The following is a 24,842-nucleotide window of genomic DNA, read 5'->3' as shown; positions in this document are numbered from 1 at the left end:
TCATCCGGCGCTTCGCGCCACCTTCTCCCACAAGGGGAGAAGGAAAGAGCAACTGCCACCGTCGCCTGTGCGTTAGAGCGGCAGTACCTCAAGCGTTCGAATATTTCTTCAGCTCGAACCGCGCGATCTGGTTTCTGTGCACCTCGTCCGGTCCATCGGCGAGACGCAGCAGTCGCGCCGTCGCATAGGCCTGCGTCAGCCCGAAATCATTCGATGTGCCGCCGCCACCATGGGCCTGGATCGCCCAGTCGATGACCTGGCACGCCATGTTGGGCACGGCGACTTTGATCATCGCGATCTCGGCTTTCGCGACCTTGTTGCCGACTGTGTCCATCGCATACGCCGCGTTCAGCGTCAGCAGCCGGGCCTGCTCGATCATGATGCGGGCCTCGGCGATGCGCTCCTGCGTGACCGTCTGCTCGGACACCGGCTTGCCGAAGGCGACGCGGCTGCGCACGCGACGGCACATCTTTTCCAGCGTGCGCTCGGAGAGGCCAATCAGGCGCATGCAGTGGTGAATGCGACCGGGGCCGAGGCGGCCCTGCGCGATCTCGAAACCGCGGCCTTCGCCGAGCAGCATGTTCTCCTTGGGCACGCGCACGTTGGTGAAGATCACTTCGGAGGCCCTGTCAGGCACGCCGTAGAAGCCGAACACGGGCAGGGGGCGCTTCACCACGATACCCGCTGTGTCCATCGGCACCAGGATCATGGACTGCTGCTTGTGGCGGTCGGCATTGTCAGGATCGGTCTTGCCCATGAAGATGCAGATCTTGCAGCGCGGGTCGGTCGCGTTCGTCGTGTACCATTTGCGCCCATTGATGATGTAGTGGTCGCCATCACGCACGATCGAGCTTTCGATGTTGGTCGCGTCTGACGAGGCGACGGCGGGCTCGGTCATGGCAAAGCAGGAGCGGATTTCACCTGCGAGCAGCGGCTTCAGCCAGCGCTCCTTGTCCTCTTTCGTGCCGTAACGCTCCAGCACCTCCATGTTGCCGGTGTCGGGCGCCGAGCAATTGAATACTTCGGGCGCCAGATGCGAGCGGCCCATCACTTCGCACAGCGGAGCATATTCGAGATTGGTCAGGCCGGCGCCGTGGCTGGACTCCGGCAGGAACAAATTCCAGAGACCCTCTGCGCGGGCCAGCGGCTTCAGCTCCTCGACGACGGGATAGACCTTCCAGGGCCCGAGCTCCTCCGCCTCACGATAGAAGCGCTCCTCGTTCGGATAGATGTGCCGGTCCATGAAGCTTTCGAGCTTGCGCTTGAGCTCGATGACTTTGGGCGACATCGGGTAGAGCATCTTCGTCTCCTTGAGCGATCGGCCGCCTATGCGATTTCGAGATAGTCCGGCCCGGGCAGCATTGGGAAGGGCGCCGTCGGCAGCGTCTGGTACCAGAACGCGACGGAGGCGATGTCGTCCTGTAACGGAAGATATTTTCCGTCCTTGGCGCCGGGCAGCCAGCCCAGCGCCTGGATCGTCACGCGCAGATCGCTCCGGAAGCGTACGGGATCGGGGATGTGCCAGCGATACAGGCCAAAGCGCTGCTGTGATCGGTAGACGCCGTCTGGGCGGATCACCTGCGGCAGGCCGGCATAGGGTGTGGTGAACTCCAAATAGCGGGATTGCCCCTGGCCGGCATGCGCGACATGGGGATCGAAATTATAGGCGCCGCAAAAGTAATCCTCGGTGCCGGTGCCGCAGATGGTCGGGAATGCGCCGTCGCCGTCGATGAAGAATTTGATCTCGCCTTCGCCCCACCAGCCATTGTTGTTGACGCCCCAGGCCATGTAGGTGCCGACATAGTGGCCTGCGCCCGCCGCACCATCGAGGATGGTGTAGACCTCCTTGTAGGGCAGTGGGTTGATGCGCCGGAACTGCGCGTGGAAATAGGCGCAATCCTCGGGCACGTCGGTCAGGGTGTAGTTGATCTGATAGTAGACGGTCAGCTGCTCATCGCTGCGGTTCTCCAGCGTGAAGCGCGCGCGTTTGCGGAACGGCATCTCCCAATAGCAGTTGAAGGCGCGGCCGGGATTGACGCAGACCGCGAGCGAGGAGACCTGCGCAAACTCCTCCCAGCCGCACGCGAAGAAATCGCCGGCTGGGCATTCCACGCTCGGATGTTCCTGGTCGTCCCAGTAGACGCGCAGGATCGAGTGGCGCAGCCGTCCACGCGCCAGCGTCATCCAGATCTGCTGGATCGCGCCTTGGCCGGTGATGTCGGCGAGCGTGAAGGTCGCGCCCGGCTCGATTGCGACATAGGGCGAGACCTTCCAGCCCTGGCCGAGATCACGGGCCTGGCGTGCCGCCGGGCCGTCGACGGACATGCCGCCCTTGCCCTTCTCGCCGGTGAAATTCTCGGGGCTGATCGAGCGCGTCTGCGCGTTCGACAGGCGCGACAGATTGCCGAGATGCAGGCCCAATCCGGAAAACGCCATGGTGTCCTCGATAAGGAGTTAGCGATGCCGAGATATATCGCCGCCGAGTCTACCAAAAGATGAAGGCTGCGCGCGGAATTGTCCGCACGCGACCGGGTGTCGTCATGCGACGCGGTATTCCCTAAATTTTTCGCGCAACGCCGATTTCAGTACTTTGCCGGTGCCGGTCATCGGGAATTCGTCGAGGAATTCGACGGCATCAGGCATCCACCAGTTCGCGATCTTCGGACGCATGTGGTCGAGCAGGGTCTTGCCGTCGAGGGTCGCGCCCTTCTTGCGGACGACGAGGAGCAGGGGGCGCTCCTGCCATTTCTCGTGCGAAATCGCGACGACGGCGGCTTGCAGCACATCGGGATGGGAGAGCGCGACATCCTCGAGCTGGATCGATGAGATCCATTCGCCGCCGGACTTGATCACGTCCTTGGAACGGTCCGTCAGCGTGACGTGGCCTTGGCTGTCGATCACGGCCATGTCGCCGGTGATCAGCCAGCCGTCGCGGTCGAGGCCTTCCTCCAATTTCATGTAGCCGGAGGCGACCCACGGCCCGCGGGCGCGCAGATGGCCGACAGTCTTGCCGTCGCGCGGCAGCTCAGCGCCGCCATCATCGACGATGCGCAAGGCGGTGCCGAAACAGGCGCGGCCCGAGACCTGGCGCCGGTCGAATTTCTCCTTGTCGCCGAGATGCTCCGAGCCAGGTCGCAGGCCCGGCATCGAGCAGCCGAGAGCCTCGGTCATGCCCCAGGCCTGGATATAGTCGACGTTGTACTCGCGCTTGAGCTTTTCGACCATCGCGCGCGGCGGGGCCGAGCCGGACGACAATGTCGCGCGCAACGTGGAGAATCTGTTGCCAGTGCGGCCGAGCCAGTCGAGCAGGATCAGCCAGAAGCTCGGCACGCCGGCCGAGAGCGTCACCTTCTCGCCTTCCAGCAGCTCATAGAGCTTGTCGGGCTCGTAGTTGCGGCCGGGCAGCACCAGCTTGGAGCCGGTATAGGGCGCGGTGAACGGCATGTTCCAGCCATTGCCGTGGAACAGCGGCGCCATCGGCATCATCACCTCGCGCACGCCTTCGGCATGCCCCGGCAGGAAATCGAAACTGCAGCAGGTCATGGTCTGCAGGATCGCAGCACGGTGCGAGTAGATCACGCCCTTGGGATTGCCGGTCGTCCCTGAGGTGTAGCAGATGGTGGAAGCAGATTTTTCGTCGAACTCAGGCCAGGCGAAACCGCCATCGTTCTCCTTCTCCAGCAAGTCCTCGTAGCAATGGACATTGGGAAGCTTCGTCTCCGGCATCCGCTCGCGCGACGACATCACGACGTAGGCCTCGACCGTTGTCAGCTGCGGCGCGATCGCCTCGACGATGGCCAGCGTGGCGCGGTCGACGAACAGCAGGCGGTCTTCGGCATGATTGATGATGTAGACGAGCTGCTCGGGAAACAGCCGCGGATTGACGGTGTGCAGCACGTAGCCCATACCGGGTGCGGCATAGAACATCTCGAAATGGCGGTGGGTATTCCAGGCCAGCGTGCCGACGCGGTCGCCTTGCTTGATGCCGAGCCGCTTGAGCGCCAGCGCCATGCGCTTGATGCGCGGATGGGCGTCCGCATAAGTATAGCGATGGATGTCGCCCTCGATCTCGCGCGCGACGATCTCGGCCTCGCCGTGATAGTCGGCTGCATACTGGATCAGGCCGCTGATCAGCAGCGGCATGTCCATCATTAATCCCTGCATGGTTTCCTCCGGATCGCCACGTCGTTGCATGGCACGCTTGTGATTTGCGCCTGAGGTTAGCGGAACGTCGCGGGACGTCCACGCAAAAAACGGCGGACGCGATTGCATGCGCCGCTTTTTCAGGGCTAATTTGAGGTGAGCTGCCGGCGAAGCAGCATTCGCCGTGGAGGAAATCGATGTCAGCGGAAAGACACAAGACCGGTGCAGCCGGCGACTCTACGGTCGATATTGCCTCACTCCGTGCGCGCTATCGCGACGAGCGCGATCGACGTTTGCGTGCCGAGGGCAAGTCGCAATATGTCGAGGTGAAAGGCGATTTCGGCCGTTACCTCGAGGACCCCTGGGCCGATCCGGGATTTGCGCGCGAGGCCGTCCGCGAAGACTCCGAAGTGCTCATCGTCGGCGGCGGCTTCGGTGGTCTCTTGTGCGGAGCGCGTCTGCGCGAGGCCGGCATCGACGATTTTCGGATCGTGGAAAAGGCTGCCGATTTCGGCGGTACCTGGTACTGGAATCGGTACCCCGGCGCGGCCTGCGATACCGAGAGCTACATCTATCTGCCGCTGCTGGAAGAGACCGGTTACATGCCGGTGCGCAAATATGCGCGAGCACCCGAGATCTACGAACACTCCCGCCGTATCGGCCGTCACTTCGGGCTCTACGAGTGCGCATTGTTTCAGACCGTCATCTCGCGGATGGAATGGCAGGAGGATGATGCGCGCTGGCTGGTCGAGACCGATCGCGGCGATCGCATCCGAGCGCGCTTCGTCATCCTGGCCGGCGGACCGCTCAGCCGCCCGAAACTGCCGGGCATTCCCGGCATCGAAAGTTTCAAAGGCTACAGCTTCCACACGAGCCGGTGGGATTACGGCTACACCGGCGGCACCGCCGAGGGCGGACTCACCGGCCTTGCCGACAAGCGGGTCGGCATCATCGGCACGGGCGCCACCGCCGTGCAATGCGTGCCGCATCTCGGTCGTTCCGCCAAGGAGCTCTACGTCTTCCAGCGTACGCCGTCGGCGATCGGCGTGCGTGACGACCGGCCAACGGATCATTCCTGGGCGCAGAGTCTCTCGCCCGGCTGGCAGCGCGAGCGCATGGACAATTTCACCGCGGTGATCTCCGGCGAGCCATTCGATCGGGATCTGGTGCAGGACGGCTGGACCGGTCTGCTCGGCGAGATCCTGCTCGCGCCGCGCCGTCAGCCGCAGCCGGTGACCTCGACGGAGGAGGTGCTGAAGGTCATCGAGCAGGCCGACTACCGCAAGATGGAGGAGATCCGCGCACGCGTCGATGCGGTCGTGACGGACGAGGCGACCGCTTCGGCGCTAAAACCCTGGTACAAGGCGTTCTGCAAGCGGCCCTGCTTTCACGACGAATATCTCGACACTTTCAATCGTCCCAATGTGCATCTCGTCGATACCAAAGGGCAGGGCGTTGAACGCATCACCGAGAATGCCGTGGTGGTCGACGGCAAGGCCTATGAGCTCGACTGCGTGATCTATGCCAGCGGCTTTGAGATCGGCACCGATTACGCGCGCCGCATGGGATTTGAGGTTTATGGCCGCGACGGTACGAGCCTGACCGAGCGCTGGCGCGACGGCGTCAAGACGATGCATGGCTTCTACAGCCGCGGCTTTCCGAACTGCTTCCAGATCGTCACGGTGCAGGCCGGCCAGAGCGCCAACTTCCCCCACATCATCGACGAGCAGTCGCAGCACATCGCCTATGTCATCGATCAGGCGCGCAAGCGGGGTGCCAGAACGCTGGAGCCGACGCTCGCTGCCGAGAACGCCTGGGTCGAGAAGGTCGTCAAGGCCGCGATCGGCCGCCAGACCTATCTCGCCGAATGCACGCCCGGCTATTACAACAATGAAGGCGTGTTCGATCCGATCGCCGCAAGAAACAGCCAATACTGGCGCGGGCCGGTCGCGTTCCTGCGATTGCTTGGCAGATGGCGCAAGGAGGGCAAGCTGGAGGGGCTGGAATTGACTTACGGAGCGGCCGCGGAGGCGGGCTCCCCGGCCCCGGTTTGAACGGCATGATCCCGGCACCAACGGGCGCCACGCGGCTCCATATCATCGTCGGCGATCCCATCGCGCAGGTGCGCTCGCCCGCGGGCGTGTCGGCCGCCTTTGCCGCGCGGGGGCATGACGGGATTCTTGTGCCCGTCCAGGTGGTGCCGGCGGATTTGCCGGACTTCCTGTCGGTGGCAACGCGGCTGAAAAATCTCGACGGCATCGTCGTGACCATCCCGCATAAATTTGCCTGCTACCAGGCCTGCACGAGCGCGACCGCGCGGGCGCATGTCCTGCGCACCGTGAACCTGATGCGCCGGCGCGCCGATGGCGCATGGCATGGCGACATGGTGGATGGTCTCGGCTTCGTCGGCGCGGCGCGGACGAAGGGGATCGGTCCCAGCGGCATGCGGGCGCTCCTGGTCGGCGCCGGCGGCGCGGGATCGGCGATCGCACTCGCGCTGGTCGAGGCCGGTGTGAGCGAGCTTGCCATTCACGACAGTGCGACTGAGCGCCGCGACGCGCTGATCAGCCAGCTCAACGGGCTGGGCAAGGCGCCGGTGCGGGTCGGCGCCAGCGATCCCGCGGGCTTCGATTTTGTCGCCAATGCCACGCCCGCTGGGATGAAGGACGGCGATCCGCTGCCGGTCGATGTCGCGCGGCTCGCGCCGTCGGCCTATTGCGGCTGCGTTATCACCAAACCCGAGATCTCGCCCTTTATCGCGGCGGCCCGGAAGATCGGTTGCGTCACCGGGACGGGCACCGATATGTACCGGCAGCATCAGAGCATCATGGTGGATTTCCTGCTCGGAACCGACGGCGCGTGAGTTGCCAGTGTCAAGCGCTTTGCTTGGATCGATTGGTCCTGCCGGGGCTTGAGCGATCAGAGCTGACGTAGGATCATGCGCGCGCGCGAGCCGGTCGCGCCCCAGGGATAGGAACGAGCAATGATCAAGAGCAGGACAGTCGCGACGGCGGTGATCGGCGCTACCGCGCTGCTTCTCTCTCTGCCTGTGGCGGAGGCCGCCACCTGCGGCAACGGGCCCGGCGGTTTCGAAGGATGGAAGCGCGAGTTTTCTGCGGAAGCCCAGGGCAAGGGCATCGGCCAGACTGCGATCTCGGCCCTGATGCAGGCCAATTACGCCAGCGCCACGATCGCCGCCGACCGCGGCCAGCGCAGCTTCCAGCTGTCGCTCGATCAGTTCCTGGCCAAGCGCGGTGCCACCACCATCGTCGCCAAGGGGCGGCAGCTCAAGAACTCGCAAGGAGCCTTGTTCGCCTCGATCCAGCAGCGCTACGGCGTTCCGCCCGGACCGTTGATCGCGATCTGGGGCATGGAGACCGGCTTCGGCAGCCAGCGCGGCAACCAGAACATGCTCTCGTCGATCGCAACGCTTGCCTATGATTGCCGCCGTCCCGAGTTCTTCACCGACCAGCTCTATTCCGCCCTGAAGCTGATCGACCGCGGCACGCTTTCAGGGGCGACCCGCGGCTCCATGCATGGCGAGGTCGGCCAGACCCAGTTCATGCCCAAGAACATCCTGGCCTATGGCACCGGCAATCTCGAGGTTGCGGCGAACGCCCTGAACTCGACCGCGAATTTCCTCAAGGCCCATGGCTGGCGTGCGGGAGCCGGTTACCAGCCGGGCGAGGCGAACTTTGCCGCCATTGAGGCCTGGAATGCGGCCGGCGTGTACCAGAAGGCAATTGCGCTGATGGGACGACAGATCGACGAGGGCGGGGCGGCTGCTTCGCGCTGAGTCGAGTCCCGAGAACGCTACGGCTCAGCAAGGCGTGATGCGCCGGCACGAGAAAGTTGTTGCCATCAGGAACTGACGGCACGAGGTTTGCTTTGATCAGGTTCGGGGCTGGACATGAGGAGACTCAACGATGGCAACCCAGATCGTGATGGATCAGACTGGCGATACCCGCTACGAGTTTGATCCTGGCAATGCCGAAGCGCTGGCGCGGGCCGAACAGCGTTTTCGGGAGTTGACCGGAGCCGGCTTTACCGCCGCCTTCCGTACCGGGCCCGGCGATGTGACCCGTATCAAAGCGTTCGACCCGACCGCGCAAGAAACGCTGTTCTATCCCCGCCTGGTCGGCGGTTGATCTGAGCTGCTCATGTTCGCGGCACTGTGGTTCCACGCGCCGGCGCGTGCGCGTCTGCATGCGCTGCGCGAACTCTACCGGCGCTTTTTCGGCGAGAACACGCCGGATGCGCGCGGCCGCCGACTGTTGGCCGAGTGGCTGTCGCCGGAGCAGCGCGCCCAGTTCGAGCAGTACCGGTATTTCGACGTGATCGGCTGCGACACCGGCAAGAGATATCGCATCCACTACGGCACCGCCGCCAATGTCCACGAGATCGACGATGCCGGACTTGCGACAATGGGGTGGTGCTTCGTTCCGTCAGGCTTCCTCGTGCCCGGCGACGTAATGCTCGCGCAGAAGATCGCGCTCGAGACGGACGAGAAGGGCGCATTGGCCCTCGCCAACCGCTTTCCGCCCGCGACGCATTCGGAGCACTTTTACCGGCGGCCGTTCTAGCTTCAGGAAGGCGAGGCCTTCAGGTGTGCGTGGTGCGATAGGCATCCAGCGCATGCGCCGCAAAGACGCCAACGCTGCAAAGCACGAGCAGGGCTGAGATCATCTCGATCATAGCTCGTCCTCCCCCAACGGCTGGGCGACGAGGTTTCGGCAGCACGAATAACCGCAGATCAGTTCGAGGAGGAATTGCATGGTGGCCGTCCCTGTATTTATTTTGACAACGACTTAACCGGCCATCTGTTTCAGGCGTGTTTCGTCGCACCGGGAATGCGGTTTCGTGGGGGAGCCCTGGGCTGGTTTGTGCGGCGCGAAGCCGCTATGTCCCACTCTTGGTCAGTTCCTTCAGCCGCGCGCGTCGGGCGGGCGGCGCATCACATTACGAGGCAAAATCATGGCGCAAGTCGAGTGGTTCGACGATCTCACCGTCGGAATGCGGTTCAAATCGCCCGAGGTCGAGGTCAGCGAGGCCGACATCAAGCGCTTTGCCGCCGAGTTCGATCCGCAGCCGATGCATCTCGACCATGAGGCCGCCAAGCAGACCCTGTTCAACGGGCTCGCCGCGTCAGGATGGCACACCGCGGCGATTGCCATGAACCTTGCGATCCAGGCCCGCCCGTTCGGCGCGCATCCGCTGATCGGCGCCGGCGTCGACGGCCTGCGCTGGACCATCCCGGTGCGACCCAACGACCGCCTGCATCTGGTCGGCGTGGTCATGAGCCTGACGCCGTCGAAGTCAAAGCCGCAAGGAATCGCACTGGTGAAATGGACGATGTTCAACCAGAACGGCGAGGAGGTTTACACCTTCACCCCGATCGCGATCGTGCCACGGCGGGGTTAGGCAGATCGTTCACCATTGGCCTTGCCCGTGGCCTTGCCCGCGGCGCCTGAAACCCTTGCGGGCCACTGGCAGAGGTGATCATCTCCGCGTGGGGAACACGCTGGAGGCTGATATGAAACGATTGCTTTTCGCCGCCGGCATGCTCGCGGGCGCCTTGAGCGCAGCCGCCTTGACCACAAGGCCCGCGCTCGCGCAACAATCCAAGGTCGGCGACTGGACCATCGAGAAGCGCACGCAGGACACGCATTGCAATGCGAGCCGCGGCTACAAGGACAAGGACGACGAGAACCGCGACTACGTCATCGTCATCACCTATTCCGACAAGGCGATCGTGATCGTGATGATCTATGACGGCTGGGAGTGGGACAACGTCGGCGAGATCCTCCGGGCCGATGTCAGCACCGACGACGCCGACATCATGAAGAAGGCGAAGTGGGAGGTGATGGACAAGACCACCGTGCGCGGCATCTTCGAATACGACCAGTCGATGATGGACCGGCTCACGAAAGCCAAGCGCCTGTCGCTCGATTTCGAGGACGATGACGACGACAGCATCGAGATGCAAATCCCGCGTGCCGGCGAGGCGCTCGCCGCGCTGAAATTCTGCGAGGAGAATCGGAAGTGAATTGCCGACACCGCCGCGAGGCCGGCGGGAATTGGTGGCAATAAAATCCGGCAGCGGCGCGCGAGCGCGTGATCCAACGCACACTGTCCGCGCGCTGTGCGCATTTATCCTAGTCTTTGGCGAAAACGTCCAAGCCGCACCCTGCGGTTGACGTTACGCAAGGACGATGTTCGATATTCCAGCATCTCGCTGCAACGTCTTTTTCGCGCTGAGGATGGCGGTCTGCCATCCTGTTTGCTTCACCAATTCCGGATGCGCCTGCCTCGTTCGTCACCGGGGCAACACGCAAATCGCATTGTTCTCCCGATGACGATCCTGCAGGCAAACCGGTTTTCGTCGCTGGTCGGCGAGATCTACGATGCGGCGGCCAATCCGGCGCTGCGCAGCGCCGCCCTGGAGCAGGTTTCGAATTTCGTCGGCGGATGTGCCGCGACCATCCTGTCCAGGGACGCAAGCGGACGCTCGATCGAGATCCACCAGCATTTCGGGACTGATCCCCGCTTCCGTCAGCTCTATCGCGACAGATATGTGGAGCTCGATCCGCTGCTCGATCGTCATCTCTATCTCGCTGCGGACCAGACGGTCGGCGTGACCGACGTCATGCCGCATTCGGATTTCGTCGCGACCAGCTTCTATCGCGAGTGGGTGGAGCCGCAGGGCGCGATTGACCTTGCGACCGTCGCGCTCGAGAGATCGGATGCCCGCACCACGATCCTGCAGGTGCTGCGTCACCGGTCGCGCGGCACCGTCGACGAGGCGATGCGCGAGCGCATGCGGCTGCTCGCGCCTCACCTCCGGCGTTCCAGGGTCATGGGCCGCCAGATCAGGGCGCGCTCGCATACCGTGGACGATCTTGCCGATGTCCTGGACGGGCTGAGCACGGCCATCTGCCTGCTCGACGCAGACGGGAGGGTCGTGCATGCCAACGCGGCAGGCCGCCGGCTGTTCGCCGATGCCAATCTGCTCGCGATGGTCGGCGACCGGATCGTGGCCCGCAACACCCAGACCGACAAAATATTCCGTAGCCTGCTCGAAATCATCTCAAGCAGCGAAATTGATTCAGCACCGCGCCGTCAGGTCGGGCTCGCGACATCGATCGACGGCGAGCATTATCTGCTTCACGCTTCTCCCCTGAAGCGGGAACGCAACCTGCCGCGGGACATCGCGGCCACCGTGCTCTTCGTTCAGAAGGCTTCGATGGTGTCATCGCTCGTGCCCGATGCGATCGCTGCGGCGTTCAGGCTGACACCGTCGGAATTGCGCGTCATGATGGCCATTGTCGAGATCGGCGGGGTTCCCGACATTGCGGCCAAGCTCGGCATCGCCGAGACAACGGTGAAGACGCATCTCGGCCGGTTGTTCGAAAAGACCGGCGCCGGCAGGCAGGCGGACCTCGTCAAGATCGCGGCCGGTTTTGCTGCACCGTTTGTTCAGCGAATGGGCAGCGGCAACGACGCGGTGTGATCCATTTCACATCGTGAACCGTAAGACTGCGCGATCTCAATCCATTGTGATGAGCAAGATCGGCCCGTCCTCCAAACGTAGGACGCGCGTCATTTGATACTTTCGTATATCGCGCCCCACCCGAAATGGGTAGGGCCGCGTGCGCCACGGAGACAATGCCGATGGGTATCGAACGCGAGGCGGGGCGGTGGTGCATGGCCGAGGCTTGCTCGTTGGTTGGAGAGGTTGCAGTGAGCGGCAAGGATGAATTTTCTATTTTCAATGTTTCAACGGACCACATTCCCGAAGACGAGCGCGTTTCGCTGCTGCGCGAGTTCTACTGCCGTGGCGTGCTGAAGGCGGAGGTCGAGGCCAAGGAGGGAAGGCCGGCCGCGGCAAACTTCACGTCGCATGTCCTGCCGGAGGCCCAGTTGCTGATCGGAGGATTGTGCGGAGCGCGGGTCATTCGGACGAAGCAGCTGGTTGCAGATGGCGACGACAGTCTCGCCCTGATCCTGAACAGGTCCGGCGTTCTCGGGATATCCGAGCGCGGACACGATCTGAGGCTTCAGGCTGGAGAGGCGGTCCTGACCAGCGCGGAGGACGTCACGACTTTCGAGCGTCTCGCGCTGGGAAGTGGTTTCTCGCTGCGCGTGCCCCGACGCGTGCTGGCCCCGATGATCGTGGACGTGGACGATGTGGTGATGCGCGTCCTCCCGGAGAGCGCCACGGGGCTTCGGCTGCTCGTCGACTATGCGATGGCACTGGTGCACGAAAAAGCATTAGCGGTGCCGGCGTTGCGACAGTTCGGCGTCGCCCATCTGCATGATCTCCTGGCGCTCGTTCTCGGTGCCACGGATCACGCGAGGGAATCGACCGGACGGCGCGGTATCAAGGCGGCCCGACTCCAGAAAGCGAAATTCCTCATCGTCAACAATTGCTGGCAGCAGGATATTTCGGTGTCGACCGTTGCCCATGAGCTTGGCGTAACTCCGCGCTATCTCCAGCGGCTGTTCGAGGCCGACGGCAAGACCTTCTCGTCCTTCCTGACCGAGCAGCGTCTCAAGCGTGCCCATCGCATGCTGCGCGAACCCGATTTCGCCGAGCGTCCGGTGAGCTCGATCGCTTACGACGTCGGTTTTGGCGACCTCTCTTATTTCAACCGCTGCTTCCGGCGTGCCTATGGCGCGACGCCGAGCGACGTCAGGAGCGGCGGCGTGCTGTGACCGCGCATAGCTGAATTTCGGCGGAACCGGTTTCAGCAGGGAACAATTCGACATGATCCGGGATCGCCTATTCCAGCGCGATCCATTCGGCCGACAACGTCTTCTGGCGCGCGGAGCAAGTCGTGGCACCGCCCTCCGGGCGGCGCCGGCAGTTGGAGTTTGGAATGTACCGTTTCTTCTTTGATCTCCTGGTCGACAATGTCGTGAAGATCGACCCGGGCGGCATGGTGTTCGAGCAGGCCAAGGCGACCTTCGTCGTTGCCGACGAGATGGCGCGGCATCTGTTCGTCTGGCGCGACGATCTGCGCGACCGCGACGCCTGGATCCGCGTCAGGGATTCCGGCGGACGCGAGATCTATCGTGCCGCGGTCTGGTCGGAGAGCACGGAAAAGGTCGGCTGGGATCAAGCGTAGTCCCGTCGGTGGTGTCACTACTAAGCACCACCCGCTTACAAAACCGCAGCGGTTCGTTCTGAGCCGAGACAAGGTCGCTTCCGTCCAAGTTGGGTGCGACCACGTTTTCTAGCGTGGCTCTCGCTGATTCCAGAGATCGCCGCTACCGGTCTCATGCGATCGGAGGACGAAATGCGAGCGCGCTGTGCCCCGCTGAGGTGCGATAGCGCCGGCTGGGAAGTCAAAATGAACGTGACTGCCTTAATCCGCGTCTGGCTGCGGCGTGGTCTCGCGCCGGCCCTTTCGCTCGCGTTGTTGGCGATGGCCGGGAGAGCCGAGGCCTCTTGCTCGCCGCCGGCGCCGATCAACGATGCGAACGTGACCTGCACCGGGGCGACGCTCAATGCCAACGGGACGGCAGGCTACGGCACCGTAAATGATAGAGACAACACCTATGAGATCGTTCAGGGGGCCTCGGTCACGGGCGACAATTCCGGCCTGCTTCTCAGTTTTGGGACGGTCGAAAATTCCGGTACCATTCTGGGCAATGGTTTTTTCGGAATCGATGCTGCGTCCGTCACCCTCACCAACAGAGGCACTATTCGAGCGATGGATCTCGGTGGCGTCGGGGTCTCGGCCGATGCAGTCACGATCACTAATACGGGCACGATCGAGGCGCCGGCATATGGCGTCCGGGGTGCGAACTCGGCCAATGTGACGAACGTCGCCGGCGGAGTCATCCGGGCGACCGGTGTTGACGGCGTAGCCGTCAACAGCCCGAAGCTGGTGGTGGTGAACTCCGGAACGATTACTGGCACGGTCGACAGTGTATTGGCCGACGCAAAGGCGACGGGCACCAACGCTGGCGTTATCGGCGGAGGCACCTATGGCATCCGCGTGGGCCTTCTCGCAAACGTGGTCAACAGCGGCATCATCAGCGGCACGAATATCGGGATCTCCGCTCCGACGATCAATCTGATCAATACGGGAGGGATTTCGGCAGGCAATGGTGTCGGCATCGGCGCCACTGCGCTCAATCTCGATAATTCAGGGACGGTGGCCGGAATCCAGGCCATCAGCGTTGCCGCAGCAACCGTCAACAATTCCGGAACGATCACCGGATTGACGCAGGGCATCAATGCAAACCAGGCCAACGTCCAGAATACAGGTCTCATTCAGGCCACCGCCGGTAACGGTACTGCCGTCGTGGGTACGAGTGGAATCCTCGAGGTCTACAACGCCGGCACCATTGTCAGTAACCTTGGCATCTTCTCCGCGGGCGCGGCGACAATCATGAATTCCGGTACCGTCACCGGCACTGGCGGCACCGCGATCCGGCTATCAAACGCCTCCGATACGCTGACCCTGCTGCCGGGGTCGAAGATCAAGGGGACCAGAGCCGCACCGCTACCGCGAGAGGGGGTGTTCGCGTCGCGTTCTAAGCCGGCATCAGCCCCGGCGGCTTGAACGCGACGCCCGCCGGCCGGGCACCATCCGCCCGGCCGGCGCCTCCTCCGATCGGAGGATGTCGCATGCATGGGTTGTGGTATGCTTGGTGATCTTGATCACTTAGGCCATTTCAAGCCATGCACGGACCTCGGAAGCTGCCGGACCTGGTCGAGTCCATCTATGACGCAGGGCTCGATCCCTCGTTGTGGGACAACGTCGTCACCGGCATCCGCGATTTCGTCGGCGGTCAGGCCTGCGGGCTGTTTTCCAAGGATTCGATCAGCAAGTTCGGTGTCACCCACTATTACTGCGGGGCGGACCCGCACTACATCCAGCTCTATTCCGAGACCCATTCGAAGTTCGACCCGCTGACAGTGTTGCCCCCACACGGCCGGATCGTCAGCATTCCCGAGCTCGTCAATTTCGATGAATATCGGCGCGGGCGTTTCTACCAGGAATGGATGCAGCCACAGGGGTGCAGCGATGCGGCTAACGTCGTGCTCGACAAGTCGAATGCGAGCTGCCCGGTAATGATGACGGTGCTGTCCGGCCGGCGCATGGTCGATCCCGCGATGAAGCATCGTCTCTCGCTGATCGTGCCGCACGCCAGCCGCGCGCTGCTGATCAATCGCGCCATCGATTCGAAATTGACCCTGGTGACGGCGCTGGCCGACGTCCTGGACAATCTGGCATCCGGCATCTTCCTGCTCGATGCGTCTTGCCGCCTGGTGCATGCCAATTCCGCGGGGCATGTCTTGCTCGCGGCCGATGAAGTGGTTCGCTCCGTCGCAGGGCAGCTCGTGACTTGCAGCCCTGAGGCCAATCAGACGCTGCGCGAGGCATTCGCGACGCGCAATGACGTTACCCTACTTGCCGCACGGGACCGTGCGATTCCGCTGCTGTCACCCACAGGCGAGCGCTATGTCGCGCATATTTTGCCGCTGTCGTCCGTGCTGCGAAACGGTAGCGAGCGCGTGGTCGATGCTGTCGGTGCCCTGCTGCTGCGCAAGGTATCGATCGGTGGGCAGTCCTATGGCGAGTTGATTGCGCGGACCTTCGATCTCACCCCGGCCGAGCTGCGCGTGTTCCTCTCGATCGTCGAGATCGGCGGTGTTCCGGAAACGGCGGCAGCGCTGGGAATCGCGGAAACGACCGCGAAGACGCATCTGCATCGCGTCTTCGCCAAGACCGGCGTGTCCCGGCAGGCCGATCTCGTCAAGCTCGCGGCAGGATTCTCCAATCCGCTGGTCCATTGATCGCTGAATCGCCGCCGGAGTTGAACCTTTTGCTCTCGTGATCGACTCACAGAAGCCGCCGGGCACGAAGAACATTTCGCTGTCTCCATGTGACCATTGGTTCTTGTGATGCCCCGAGCCCCAAAACAGTCCGAGTTGATCGACAGTATCTATGACGCGGGTCTCCACGCTGAGTTGTGGGGCGATGTCGTCGTCATGCTCAACGCGTTCGTCGGCAGCCAGGCCTGCGGCCTGATCTCGAAGGACCCGATCAGCAAATCCGGCGCGACGCATTATTACTGCGGCGTCGATCCGCACTATATCCAGCTCTATGCGGAGACCTACGCCCAGTACGATCCGCTGGCGCGGCTTCCCCGGTACGGCGAGGTGCGGAACATTCCGGATCTCGTGGATTTCGACGAGTATCGCCGTGGCCGCTTCTACCAGGAATGGCTGCGTCCCCAGGGTTGCATCGATGTCGCCAACGTTGTGCTGGAGCAGTCGAAGTCGCCCTGTCCGATGTTGATGACCGTGATCCCGGGCAGGCAGATGCTCGACGCGGAACAGCGCGCGCGGATGCAGTCCCTGGTTCCGCATACGAGCCGGGCGCTGCTGATCAACAAGGCGATCGAGCGGAAGCAGCGGCGTGCGATTGCGCTCGCCGATGTCGTCGATCGGCTGAATGCCGGCGTTATCCTGCTCGATAAGGCCTGCCATATCGTCCACAGCAATCCGGCCGCGGAGACGATTTTGGCCGCCGACGATATTCTGCGGTCGGTCGCAGGCCGGCTGGTGGCAAGGTCTACTGCTGCGAGTTCAGCCCTGCGCGATATCTTCCGTGACGCCGGCGAGGTTGCCCTGGCGGCGGATTCGGGACGGAAGATCCCGCTGATGTCGCATGACGGGTCCTACTACGTCGCGCACGTCATCGCGCTGCCGTCGCTGCTGCGCGAAGGCGCGGTGGAGCGCACATCGGCCGTCGGAGCCCTGTTCATCTGGAAGGCGGAACTTGACGGCCGCTCATGTGCCGGCGTCATCGACCGCACGTTCGAACTCACGCCTGCGGAACTCAGGGTTCTGCAATCGATCGTCGACGTCGGCGGTGTACCGGAGACGGCGGTCGCGCTCGGCATCGCGGAGACGACGGTGAAGACGCATCTGCATCGCGTGTTCGCCAAGACAGGCGTTTCGCGACAGGCCGATCTCGTCAAGCTCGCGGCAGGATTCTCCAATCCGCTCGTGCACTGACGCGCTTCTAACGCGCGTGGCGAGTCGCGCCAGTTCGAAATAGGTTCAAACAGAAGCATCATTAGAAAGTTATCGCGCGTCATTCGATTGAATGACGCGACTTTCGTCGTTCTCACTTACGAGACGTCACACGATCTCTTGTTCGGCGTGTCGAATCTTTGTGTGAAGCAACTCACTGCAAGCGGAAGTGAATCCCGTCAATCTCGCCCACAGGTTGAGAGGAGATTGTCATGCGAACAAGGTTCCCGAATTTGGCTGGCAAGTTCCGCAGCATCGCCGCGCGGGTCGGAGCGGCGTTCCGCGAGCAGCGCGAGATCGAGGCGCGGCGCGCGTTGCAGCGCTATCGCCATCTGCTGGAGCAGCCGCACGACACATTGCCTTTGAATGAAATCATTTCGGTCAGCAACGAAAAGGAAATTTCAGGCCATGCCCACGGATCTGATGCGCGCGAGCGCGCCGCCGGCCACGCGGCGTTCGAACGTGCGTAACGCCAACATCGTGGCGGTCGCGATGACCGCCGCACTGGTCGCGCTTCAGTTGGTCGGACTCGCGATGCTGGAACGGTCTCACGCGCAGCCGGTCTCGTCGTCGCAAGTGAGCGGGAGCGAGCCTGTGCTCTGCACCGGCAGCGTCGAGGTCCCCGTGCCACAGTTGCATTACGATTGATCCGAAAGGACGCATCGTGCCTGACATCGCAACCAGTCTTCTGCTCAGCGTCGCCGTGTTCGCAGGCGCCTTCGTCTCGGGTCTCTCGGGCTTCGCCTTCTCCGCAGTGGCGGGCGCAATTCTGCTCCGGGTGTTTCAGCCGCTGGAGGCCGTGCCGCTGATGATGGCGTGCAGCATCGGCGTGCAGGCCACCAATCTGTGGGCGCTCCGGCGCAACATTCGCTGGGAAGGCAGCCTGCTGTTGATCGTCGGCGGATTGATCGGTGTTCCCATCGCGGTGTCGCTGCTGCAGTCCACCGACACGCATCTGCTCCGGCGCGGTTTTGGCATCATCGTCGCGCTCTATGCGGCCTACATGCTGCTGCGGCCGACGCTGGTGACGGCCAGTGTAGCCGTCGGCCGGCACTGGGTCGCCCTGATCGGGTTCGGAGGAGGGCTGGTCGGCGGGCTCACCGCGATGCCGGGCGCGATCCCGACGATCTGGTGCGACATGCGCGGCATGCCCAAAAGCGAGCAGCGCGGTCTGGTGCAGCCCTTCATCGCCGCGATGCAGGTCTTTGCCATCGCGCTATTGGTCGGACACCAGGACCTCTCGTCAAAGGTGTTCGTCGACCTCGCGATCAGCCTGCCGGCGCTGTTTGCGGGCTCCGCGCTCGGCGTGATCGCCTTTCACCGGGTCAACGAGACGATCTTTCGCAAGGCCGTGCTCGTTCTGTTGCTGCTCTCAGGGATTTCCCTGGTCTAGTGACTTGTGCCCTGAACCGGCGCCGCGCTGATGTCGCTGCCGTGATGCACCAGCGGCTTGTTGCCGGTGACGGTCCGCAGCAGCACATAAAACACCGGCGTCAGGAACAGGCCGAACACGGTGACGCCGATCATGCCGGAGAACACCGCAACGCCCATCGCGCGCCGCATCTCCGAGCCAGCGCCGGTCGAGAGCACCAGCGGCAGCACGCCCATGATGAACGCCATCGACGTCATCAGGATCGGACGTAGCCGTAAGCGGCTCGCCTCGATTGCGGCCCGGATCGGCGTGCGCCCGGCGAATTCGAGTTCGCGCGCGAATTCGACGATCAGGATCGCGTTCTTGGCCGAGAGTCCGACGAGAACGATAAGCCCGATCTGGGTGAAGACGTTGTTGTCGCCCTTCGAGATCCAGACGCCGAACATCGCTGCCAGCAGGCCCATCGGCACGATCATGATGATCGAGAGCGGCAGGGTCAGGCTCTCATAGAGCGCGGCCAGCACCAAAAACACCAGCAGGATCGCCAGCGGGAACACCCACAGGCCGGAATTGCCGGCGATGAACTCCTGATAGGTCAGGTCGGTCCATTCGAAAGCGAAGCCGGGCGGCAAGGTCTCCGCCGCGATCCGCGTCGCAACTTCCTGCGCCTGGCCCGATGAGAAACCGGGCGCTGCGGCCGCATTGATGTCGGACGACAGGAAACCGTTGTAGCGGATCGCGCGCTCGGGGCCCGCGCTCTGGCGTATCGTCAGCAATGCCGACAGCGGCACCATATCGCCCGAGGACGAGCGCACCTTCAGCTGCCTGATGTCATCGGCACGGGCGCGGAACGGCGCGTCGGCCTGGACATAGACGGAGTAGGTGCGGCCAAATTTGTTGAAGTCATTGACGTAGTAGGACCCCAGATAAATCTGCAGCGTATTGAACACTTCCGTCACGGGCACGCCCAACTGGAGCGCCTTGGTGCGGTCGATGTCGGCAAACAGTTGCGGCACGTTGACCTGGAAGCTCGAGAACACGCCGGCGATCTCCGGCGCCTTCTGCATCGCCGCCGTGAACGCTTTCGTTGCCTCGTTCAGCGCCTCATAGCCGAGGCCAGCACGGTCCTCGATCTGGAGCTTGAAGCCGCCGATGGTGCCGAGGCCGTTGACCGGCGGCGGCGGGAACATGGCGATGAAGGCTTCCTGGATGCCGGCGTATTTCTTGTTGAGATCAGCGGCGATGGCATTCCCGCTCAGTTCCGGACCCTTGCGCTCGTCGAACGGTTTTAGCGTCGAGAACACGATGCCGGCATTGGAGGAGTTGGTGAACCCGGCGATCGACAGGCCAGGAAAGGCGACCGAACTCTCGACGCCGGGCTGGGTCAGCGCGACGTCGCTCATCTTGCGGATCACCTCTTCGGTGCGATCGAGCGCAGCACCATCGGGCAGCCGCGAGAAGCCGACCAGATATTGCTTGTCCTGACCCGGCACGAAGCCGCTCGGCACCTGCTGGAACAGGAAGACGGTCACGCCGACCAGCACCACATAAAGCCCCATCACCGCGGCCTTGCCCGAGATCACCTTGGTGACGGTGCCGCTGTAGTTTTCCGACGAGCGCGTAAAGGCCTTGTTGAAGCCGCGGAAGAACCAGCCAAGGCCTTTCTCCATGATGATCGTCAGCCGATCCTTTGGTTCGTTGTGGCCCTTGAGCAGCAAGGCCGACAGTGCCGGCGACAGCGTCAGCGAGTTAACGGCGGAGATCACGGTCGAGATCGCGATCGTCAGCGCGAATTGCTTGTAGAACTGTCCGGTGAGGCCGGAGATGAAGGCGAGCGGCACGAACACCGCGATCAGCACCATCGCGATCGCGATGATCGGGCCTGAGACTTCGCGCATGGCCTGATAGGTGGCGTCGCGCGGCGAAAGCCCGCCCTCGATGTTGCGTTCGACGTTCTCGACCACGACGATGGCGTCGTCGACGACGATGCCGATCGCGAGCACCAGGCCGAACAGGCTGAGCGCGTTGATGGAGAAGCCGAACAGGTGCATCACCGCGAAGGTGCCGACGATCGACACCGGCACGGCCAGCAGCGGAATGATCGAAGCGCGCCAGGTCTGCAGGAACAGGATCACCACCAGCACCACCAGCGCGATCGCTTCCAGCAGCGTGTGGATGACGGCCTCGATCGAGGAGCGCACGAACTGGGTGGGATCGTAGACGATCTGGTAGGACACGCCCTCCGGCATGTTCTTCTTGATCTCGGCCATGGTGGCGCGGACGTGGTCGGAAATCTCCAGCGCGTTGGAACCGGGCGCCTGGAAGATCGGGATGGCGACGGCCTGCTTGTTGTCGAGCAGCGAGCGCAGGCCGTATTCGGACGCGCCAAGCTCGATGCGCGCGACGTCGCGCAGACGCACGACCTCGCCACGTGTGCCGGTCTTGACCACGATGTCGCCGAACTGGTCCTCGTTCGCCAGCCGTCCCTCCGCATTGACGGACATTTGCAGGTCGATACCCCTGACGTTCGGGGAGGAGCCGACCACGCCGGCGGCGGCCTCGACGTTCTGCGCCTGGATCGCCTTGACGATGTCGCTTGCGGTCAGCCCGTGTTCGGCCGCCTTCTGCGGATCGACCCAGACCCGCATCGAATAGTCGCCGGCGCCGTAGAGCTGGACGTCACCGACACCGTCGATCCGCGCCAGCCGATCCTTGACGTTGAGCACCGCGTAGTTGCGCAAGTAAGTCATGTCGTAGCGGCCGTTCGGCGACAGCAAATGCACGACCATGGTGAGGTCGGGCGACGACTTCTTGGTGATGATGCCGAGCTGACGCACCACGGCCGGCAGCCGCGGCTCCGCCTGCTGCACCCGGTTCTGCACCAGCTGCGTCGCCTTGTCGGGGTCGGTGCCGAGCCGGAACGTCACCGTCAGCGTCATGGCGCCGTCGGTGGTCGCCTGGCTCGACATGTAGAGCATGCCTTCGACGCCGTTGATCTGCTCCTCGATCGGCGTTGCCACCGTCTCCGCGATCACCTTGGGATTGGCGCCGGGATAGGTCGCGCGCACCAGTACCGAGGGCGGCACCACGTCGGGATATTCCGAGATCGGCATCGCGAACAGCGAGATCAGCCCTGCGAGAAAAATCAGGACCGACAGCACGCCGGCGAAAATCGGACGATCAATGAAGAATTTCGAGAGATTCATGGCCTTGCCCCTGCGCGAGAGACAGCTCTCCCGTCACCGGCCACGGGCGAAGCCCGCGAATCCGGCATCGGGATGCGATGTCTTGGTCTGTAACGTCGTCATTCCGAGCGCGCGGCCCGGAAAGAGGTAACTAGCGTTGCACCACGTCCTGGTTGCTGTGGTTGGTCGCTTGCTGCGGCCCGCGCGCGCCCATCGCTGCGACCTCCGTCTTGAGGAGGGCGCCGGGACGCACGCGCTGCAAGCCGTTGACCACGATGCGGTCGCCGGGCTTCAGGCCCGCGGTGACGATGCGAAGCCCATCGACTACGCCGCCGAGCGTGATCGGCCGATAGACGGCGCGGCTGTCGTCACCGACCGCCATCACGAACTTCTTGTCCTGATCAGTGCCGATCGCGCGTTCGTCGATCATCACCAGCACCTGCTGCTTCGGCTGCCCCATGCGCACGCGGGCGAACTGGCCGGGGATGAAACGCCCGTCCTCGTTCCTGAACACGGCGCGGACGCGGATGGTACCGCTTTGGCCGTTGACCTGGTTGTCGATGAGCTGGATGTGGCCCTTCGCCGAAAGACCACCCGATGTCGCCATCTCCACCGGGATCTGGTCGAGCTTGCCGCGCTGGCCGGTGCTATCGGCGATCGAGTTCAGTGCCCGCAGCACCACCTCTTCATCGGCATCGAACGAGGCGTAGATCGGATTGACCGAGACCAGCGAGGTCAGCACAGGGGAGGCGGTGCCGGCCGCGACGAGATTGCCGACGGTGATCTCGAACTTGCCGACGCGGCCGTCCACGGGCGCGCGCACCTCGGTGTAATCGAGATTGAGCTTTGCGGTTTGGAGCGTCGCTTCCGCCGCCTTCACGTTCGCGATAGCCTCGCGATTGGCGTTGTCGCGCTGATCGTAGTCGCGCCGCGTGACCACGGCGTTGCCGACCAGCTGCGCGCCACGCTCGAGTTCGCTCTGGGTGAACACGACGCGCGCTCTCGCGGCTTCGAGTTGCGCGTTGGCCTTGTCGACCTCGGCTGCGTAAGGCGCCGGATCGATCTTGAACAGCACGTCGCCGGATTTCACCAGCGCGCCTTCGGTAAAATTGGTCGACAAGATCGCACCCGCGACGCGCGGGCGAAGCTCGACGCGCTGGATGGCCTCGAGCCGGCCGGAAAAATCATCCCACAGCACGGTTTGCTTTGGTTCGATCAGCGCGACGGTGACGGGGACAGCTTGTTCAGCCGCGGCGGCCGTGGCGGTCGCCTGGGCTGCACGGAAATAGTGGCCTGTCGCGATCGAACCTGTCACGGCGAGGGCGCCCACGATAGCGACGCCGCCGAGAAGACGGCGGACACGGCTCGGGCGAGAGGTGGTTTGGGACGGGGGCATTTGCGCGCTCCAGATATGTAGTGTTCACTACAGATGTGGAGCTGGATATCGCAGCGCAAGATACTTATGTACCGTTCACTAAGAAAATTGTAGCCACCTACCGCAAGAATGGGAAGGCGGAACAGAAAATAAAGCGAGAACAAATAGATAGGATCAGGCGTTAAATTGAGCGACGACGCCAATTCCAAGGAGAACAGGCACATGGGCATGGGACGCCCCCGCGAATTCAACGCCGAAACGGCGTTGGACCAGGCGATGGAAGTGTTTTGGCGCCATGGCTATGAGGGCGCCACAATCGCCCAGCTCACCGAGGCCATGGGCATCAATCCTCCCAGCCTCTACGCCTGCTTCGGCAACAAGGAAGGCCTGCTCAAGGCCGCCCTCGACCGCTACACCAAATTGCGCGGCGTCTGGATGGACGAGGTGGTGGCAGCACCGACCGCCCGCGACGTCGCCGAGCGAATGCTGTTGGGCATCGCCGAGAAGCAAACCGATCCCGCCAATCCCCCCGGCTGCCTGCTCGTGCAGGGCGGCATCGCCTGCGGCTCCGGCTCAGAGAATGTCCCGTTCGAACTCGCCGCCCGCCGCGCCCAGAACGAAGACCAGCTCCGCGACCGTTTTATTCGCGCCAAGGCGGAGGGCGATCTCAAGGCGACCTCCGATCCCGCTGCGCTTGCGCGCTACGTCTCGGCCGTCGCCGTCGGCATGGGTGTGATGGCGTCTTCTGGCTCCGATCGCGACGCGCTGCGGCAAGTGGCTGATGTCGCCGTGCAGGCGGTCGAGGCGCAGTCGGTGGCTGAGGAGAGGCGAGCGGCAGGGCTCCGTGGGTGAACGACCATCTGCGCACGCGGGTGCTGGCAACCGCTCAGCTCAGGTCGTGTAGGTCCTTTCCAAGCGGCGGCGTCAGACGAAACGTCGAGAATAGGACGTCGAGCCCCGCGCGTTCGGGTGTGCAGGCCATCGGCCCCACAAGATATGAGCTTGCACTCGGAAACGGCGCGAGCCGCATGAGAGGCCAGGACTTGCCGTCGGCCGAAACTTGCAGACGAAGGACGCCGCCGGTGACGGTTGCGCGCATCCAGAAGTCACCGGCATCATGCTCATAGGGCGCCGTTGCCCAGTCCGATCGCCCATCCGTTAGCACGCTCGCGAGCATGGCGCGGCCGTCCGAGAGTTCGATCCCGGCCTTGACCCAATGGTGCGCGTCGATGCGCACCATGATGCCCGCCTGATCGTAGAGCGCCTGGAAGTGACCCTGAACGCGCAAACTGGCGGTGAACGCCGCGCCGGTTGGAAAGCCTAGGAAATGCCCGCTGTCGCGATTGAAGCCGTAGTAGGTTTCGCGCCAGAAGTCGGTGCCTTTGTCAGTGACGATCCGGAGACTGTCGCCCTCTGCCGTCCATCGTTCCGGTTCATTTAGCCACACACCATCACTTCTGCGGAACGTCATTTTTCACCTCGATTGCCGAAGTCTGCCGGGCGCGATCCATAGACTGGCCAAGCATGGCATTGTGCAAACCGGGATCGAGGAGGCAACCTCGCCGGCGTGGATTCTTCGCGGCGGCTGGGGGCGAACGTCGCCGTGCAGGCGCTCAAGGCGCGATCGGCGCGGAATGAGGTCGCGATCAGTGAGCGCAGCAACGCACGACGCTCCGACGTGAGCATCGGAGCGTCCGCACTGCAGGCGAA

The 24,842-nt window shown here is 63.3% G+C and carries 23 protein-coding genes; 17 read left to right on the top strand and 6 right to left on the bottom strand.

Features of this window, described 5'->3' with window-relative positions:
- Positions 1–88: 88 nt before the first annotated feature.
- The 3 genes from IVB29_RS25920 to IVB29_RS25910 form a co-directional block, all read right to left on the bottom strand.
- Positions 89–1,300 carry an acyl-CoA dehydrogenase family protein gene (locus IVB29_RS25920; protein WP_247506237.1) on the bottom strand — a complete coding sequence of 404 codons (1,212 nt, stop codon included), beginning with the start codon at positions 1,298–1,300 and terminating at the stop codon, positions 89–91.
- 26 nt (positions 1,301–1,326) lie between these two features.
- Complete coding sequence (locus tag IVB29_RS25915; protein WP_247506236.1) at positions 1,327–2,436, bottom strand: glycoside hydrolase family 172 protein; 1,110 nt, start codon at positions 2,434–2,436, stop codon at positions 1,327–1,329.
- A gap of 102 nt (positions 2,437–2,538) precedes the next feature.
- Positions 2,539–4,164 carry a long-chain fatty acid--CoA ligase gene (locus tag IVB29_RS25910; protein ID WP_247506235.1) on the bottom strand — a complete coding sequence of 542 codons (1,626 nt, stop codon included), beginning with the start codon at positions 4,162–4,164 and terminating at the stop codon, positions 2,539–2,541.
- Between the two features lie 176 nt (positions 4,165–4,340).
- On the opposite strand from IVB29_RS25910, the gene IVB29_RS25905 reads away from it, so the two are divergent.
- The 16 genes from IVB29_RS25905 (at position 4,341) to IVB29_RS25830 (ending at position 18,593) form a co-directional block, all read left to right on the top strand.
- The gene (locus IVB29_RS25905) at positions 4,341–6,197 is read left to right on the top strand and encodes an NAD(P)/FAD-dependent oxidoreductase (protein WP_247506234.1); all 1,857 of its coding nucleotides are present in this window, start codon (positions 4,341–4,343) and stop codon (positions 6,195–6,197) included.
- Between the two features lie 5 nt (positions 6,198–6,202).
- On the top strand, positions 6,203–7,006 hold the full coding sequence (locus tag IVB29_RS25900) for a shikimate dehydrogenase (RefSeq protein WP_247506233.1): 804 nt from the start codon (positions 6,203–6,205) through the stop codon (positions 7,004–7,006).
- A 120-nt stretch (positions 7,007–7,126) separates the two neighbouring features.
- Positions 7,127–7,939: a lytic murein transglycosylase gene (locus IVB29_RS25895; protein ID WP_247506232.1), complete on the top strand. Its 813-nt coding sequence runs from the start codon at positions 7,127–7,129 to the stop codon at positions 7,937–7,939.
- A 130-nt stretch (positions 7,940–8,069) separates the two neighbouring features.
- The gene (locus IVB29_RS25890; RefSeq protein ID WP_247506231.1) at positions 8,070–8,291 is read left to right on the top strand and encodes a hypothetical protein; all 222 of its coding nucleotides are present in this window, start codon (positions 8,070–8,072) and stop codon (positions 8,289–8,291) included.
- 12 nt (positions 8,292–8,303) lie between these two features.
- The gene (locus tag IVB29_RS25885) at positions 8,304–8,726 is read left to right on the top strand and encodes a hypothetical protein (protein ID WP_247506230.1); all 423 of its coding nucleotides are present in this window, start codon (positions 8,304–8,306) and stop codon (positions 8,724–8,726) included.
- 391 nt (positions 8,727–9,117) lie between these two features.
- Positions 9,118–9,564 (top strand): MaoC family dehydratase, encoded by a 447-nt coding sequence (locus tag IVB29_RS25880; RefSeq protein WP_247506229.1) that lies wholly within the window; start codon positions 9,118–9,120, stop codon positions 9,562–9,564.
- Between the two features lie 112 nt (positions 9,565–9,676).
- Positions 9,677–10,189: a hypothetical protein gene (locus IVB29_RS25875; protein WP_247506228.1), complete on the top strand. Its 513-nt coding sequence runs from the start codon at positions 9,677–9,679 to the stop codon at positions 10,187–10,189.
- A 306-nt stretch (positions 10,190–10,495) separates the two neighbouring features.
- On the top strand, positions 10,496–11,653 hold the full coding sequence (locus tag IVB29_RS25870) for a LuxR C-terminal-related transcriptional regulator (protein WP_247506227.1): 1,158 nt from the start codon (positions 10,496–10,498) through the stop codon (positions 11,651–11,653).
- A 230-nt stretch (positions 11,654–11,883) separates the two neighbouring features.
- Positions 11,884–12,858: an AraC family transcriptional regulator gene (locus tag IVB29_RS38550; RefSeq protein WP_247506226.1), complete on the top strand. Its 975-nt coding sequence runs from the start codon at positions 11,884–11,886 to the stop codon at positions 12,856–12,858.
- A gap of 164 nt (positions 12,859–13,022) precedes the next feature.
- Positions 13,023–13,271 carry a hypothetical protein gene (locus tag IVB29_RS25860; protein WP_247506225.1) on the top strand — a complete coding sequence of 83 codons (249 nt, stop codon included), beginning with the start codon at positions 13,023–13,025 and terminating at the stop codon, positions 13,269–13,271.
- Positions 13,272–13,496: 225 nt separating this feature from the next.
- Positions 13,497–14,717, top strand: coding sequence for a hypothetical protein (locus IVB29_RS25855; protein ID WP_247506224.1), 1,221 nt, complete (start codon positions 13,497–13,499; stop codon positions 14,715–14,717).
- 119 nt (positions 14,718–14,836) lie between these two features.
- Entirely contained in the window at positions 14,837–15,955 is a 1,119-nt protein-coding gene (locus tag IVB29_RS25850; protein ID WP_247506223.1) for a helix-turn-helix transcriptional regulator, read from the top strand.
- 108 nt (positions 15,956–16,063) lie between these two features.
- Positions 16,064–17,182: a helix-turn-helix transcriptional regulator gene (locus IVB29_RS25845; RefSeq protein WP_247506222.1), complete on the top strand. Its 1,119-nt coding sequence runs from the start codon at positions 16,064–16,066 to the stop codon at positions 17,180–17,182.
- 251 nt (positions 17,183–17,433) lie between these two features.
- Positions 17,434–17,670 (top strand): hypothetical protein, encoded by a 237-nt coding sequence (locus IVB29_RS25840; protein ID WP_247506221.1) that lies wholly within the window; start codon positions 17,434–17,436, stop codon positions 17,668–17,670.
- Positions 17,663–17,848, top strand: coding sequence for a hypothetical protein (locus IVB29_RS25835; protein WP_247506220.1), 186 nt, complete (start codon positions 17,663–17,665; stop codon positions 17,846–17,848). Before IVB29_RS25840 ends, IVB29_RS25835 begins: the two co-directional genes overlap by 8 nt.
- A gap of 16 nt (positions 17,849–17,864) precedes the next feature.
- On the top strand, positions 17,865–18,593 hold the full coding sequence (locus IVB29_RS25830) for a sulfite exporter TauE/SafE family protein (protein ID WP_247506219.1): 729 nt from the start codon (positions 17,865–17,867) through the stop codon (positions 18,591–18,593).
- Here IVB29_RS25830 and IVB29_RS25825 read toward each other — a convergent pair.
- Both IVB29_RS25825 and IVB29_RS25820 read right to left on the bottom strand, forming a co-directional pair.
- A complete protein-coding gene (locus IVB29_RS25825) occupies positions 18,590–21,778 on the bottom strand; it encodes a multidrug efflux RND transporter permease subunit (protein WP_247506218.1) in 3,189 nt (1,062 codons plus the stop codon). The genes IVB29_RS25830 and IVB29_RS25825 overlap by 4 nt on opposite strands.
- Positions 21,779–21,908: 130 nt before the next feature.
- Positions 21,909–23,153, bottom strand: coding sequence for an efflux RND transporter periplasmic adaptor subunit (locus IVB29_RS25820; protein WP_247506217.1), 1,245 nt, complete (start codon positions 23,151–23,153; stop codon positions 21,909–21,911).
- 201 nt (positions 23,154–23,354) lie between these two features.
- Between IVB29_RS25820 and IVB29_RS25815 the strand changes: the two genes are divergently transcribed.
- Positions 23,355–23,984 (top strand): TetR/AcrR family transcriptional regulator, encoded by a 630-nt coding sequence (locus IVB29_RS25815; RefSeq protein WP_247506980.1) that lies wholly within the window; start codon positions 23,355–23,357, stop codon positions 23,982–23,984.
- Positions 23,985–24,018: 34 nt separating this feature from the next.
- Here IVB29_RS25815 and IVB29_RS25810 read toward each other — a convergent pair whose 3' ends face one another.
- Positions 24,019–24,603 (bottom strand): DUF1349 domain-containing protein, encoded by a 585-nt coding sequence (locus IVB29_RS25810; protein WP_247506216.1) that lies wholly within the window; start codon positions 24,601–24,603, stop codon positions 24,019–24,021.
- Between the last annotated feature and the right edge of the window lie 239 nt (positions 24,604–24,842).

It is taken from the genome of Bradyrhizobium sp. 1 (genome assembly GCF_023073315.1).
In the GTDB taxonomy this organism is placed as follows: domain Bacteria; phylum Pseudomonadota; class Alphaproteobacteria; order Rhizobiales; family Xanthobacteraceae; genus Bradyrhizobium.
Note: the sequence above shows the minus strand (reverse complement) of the source record. Positions and strands in the feature narration are given on the sequence as shown.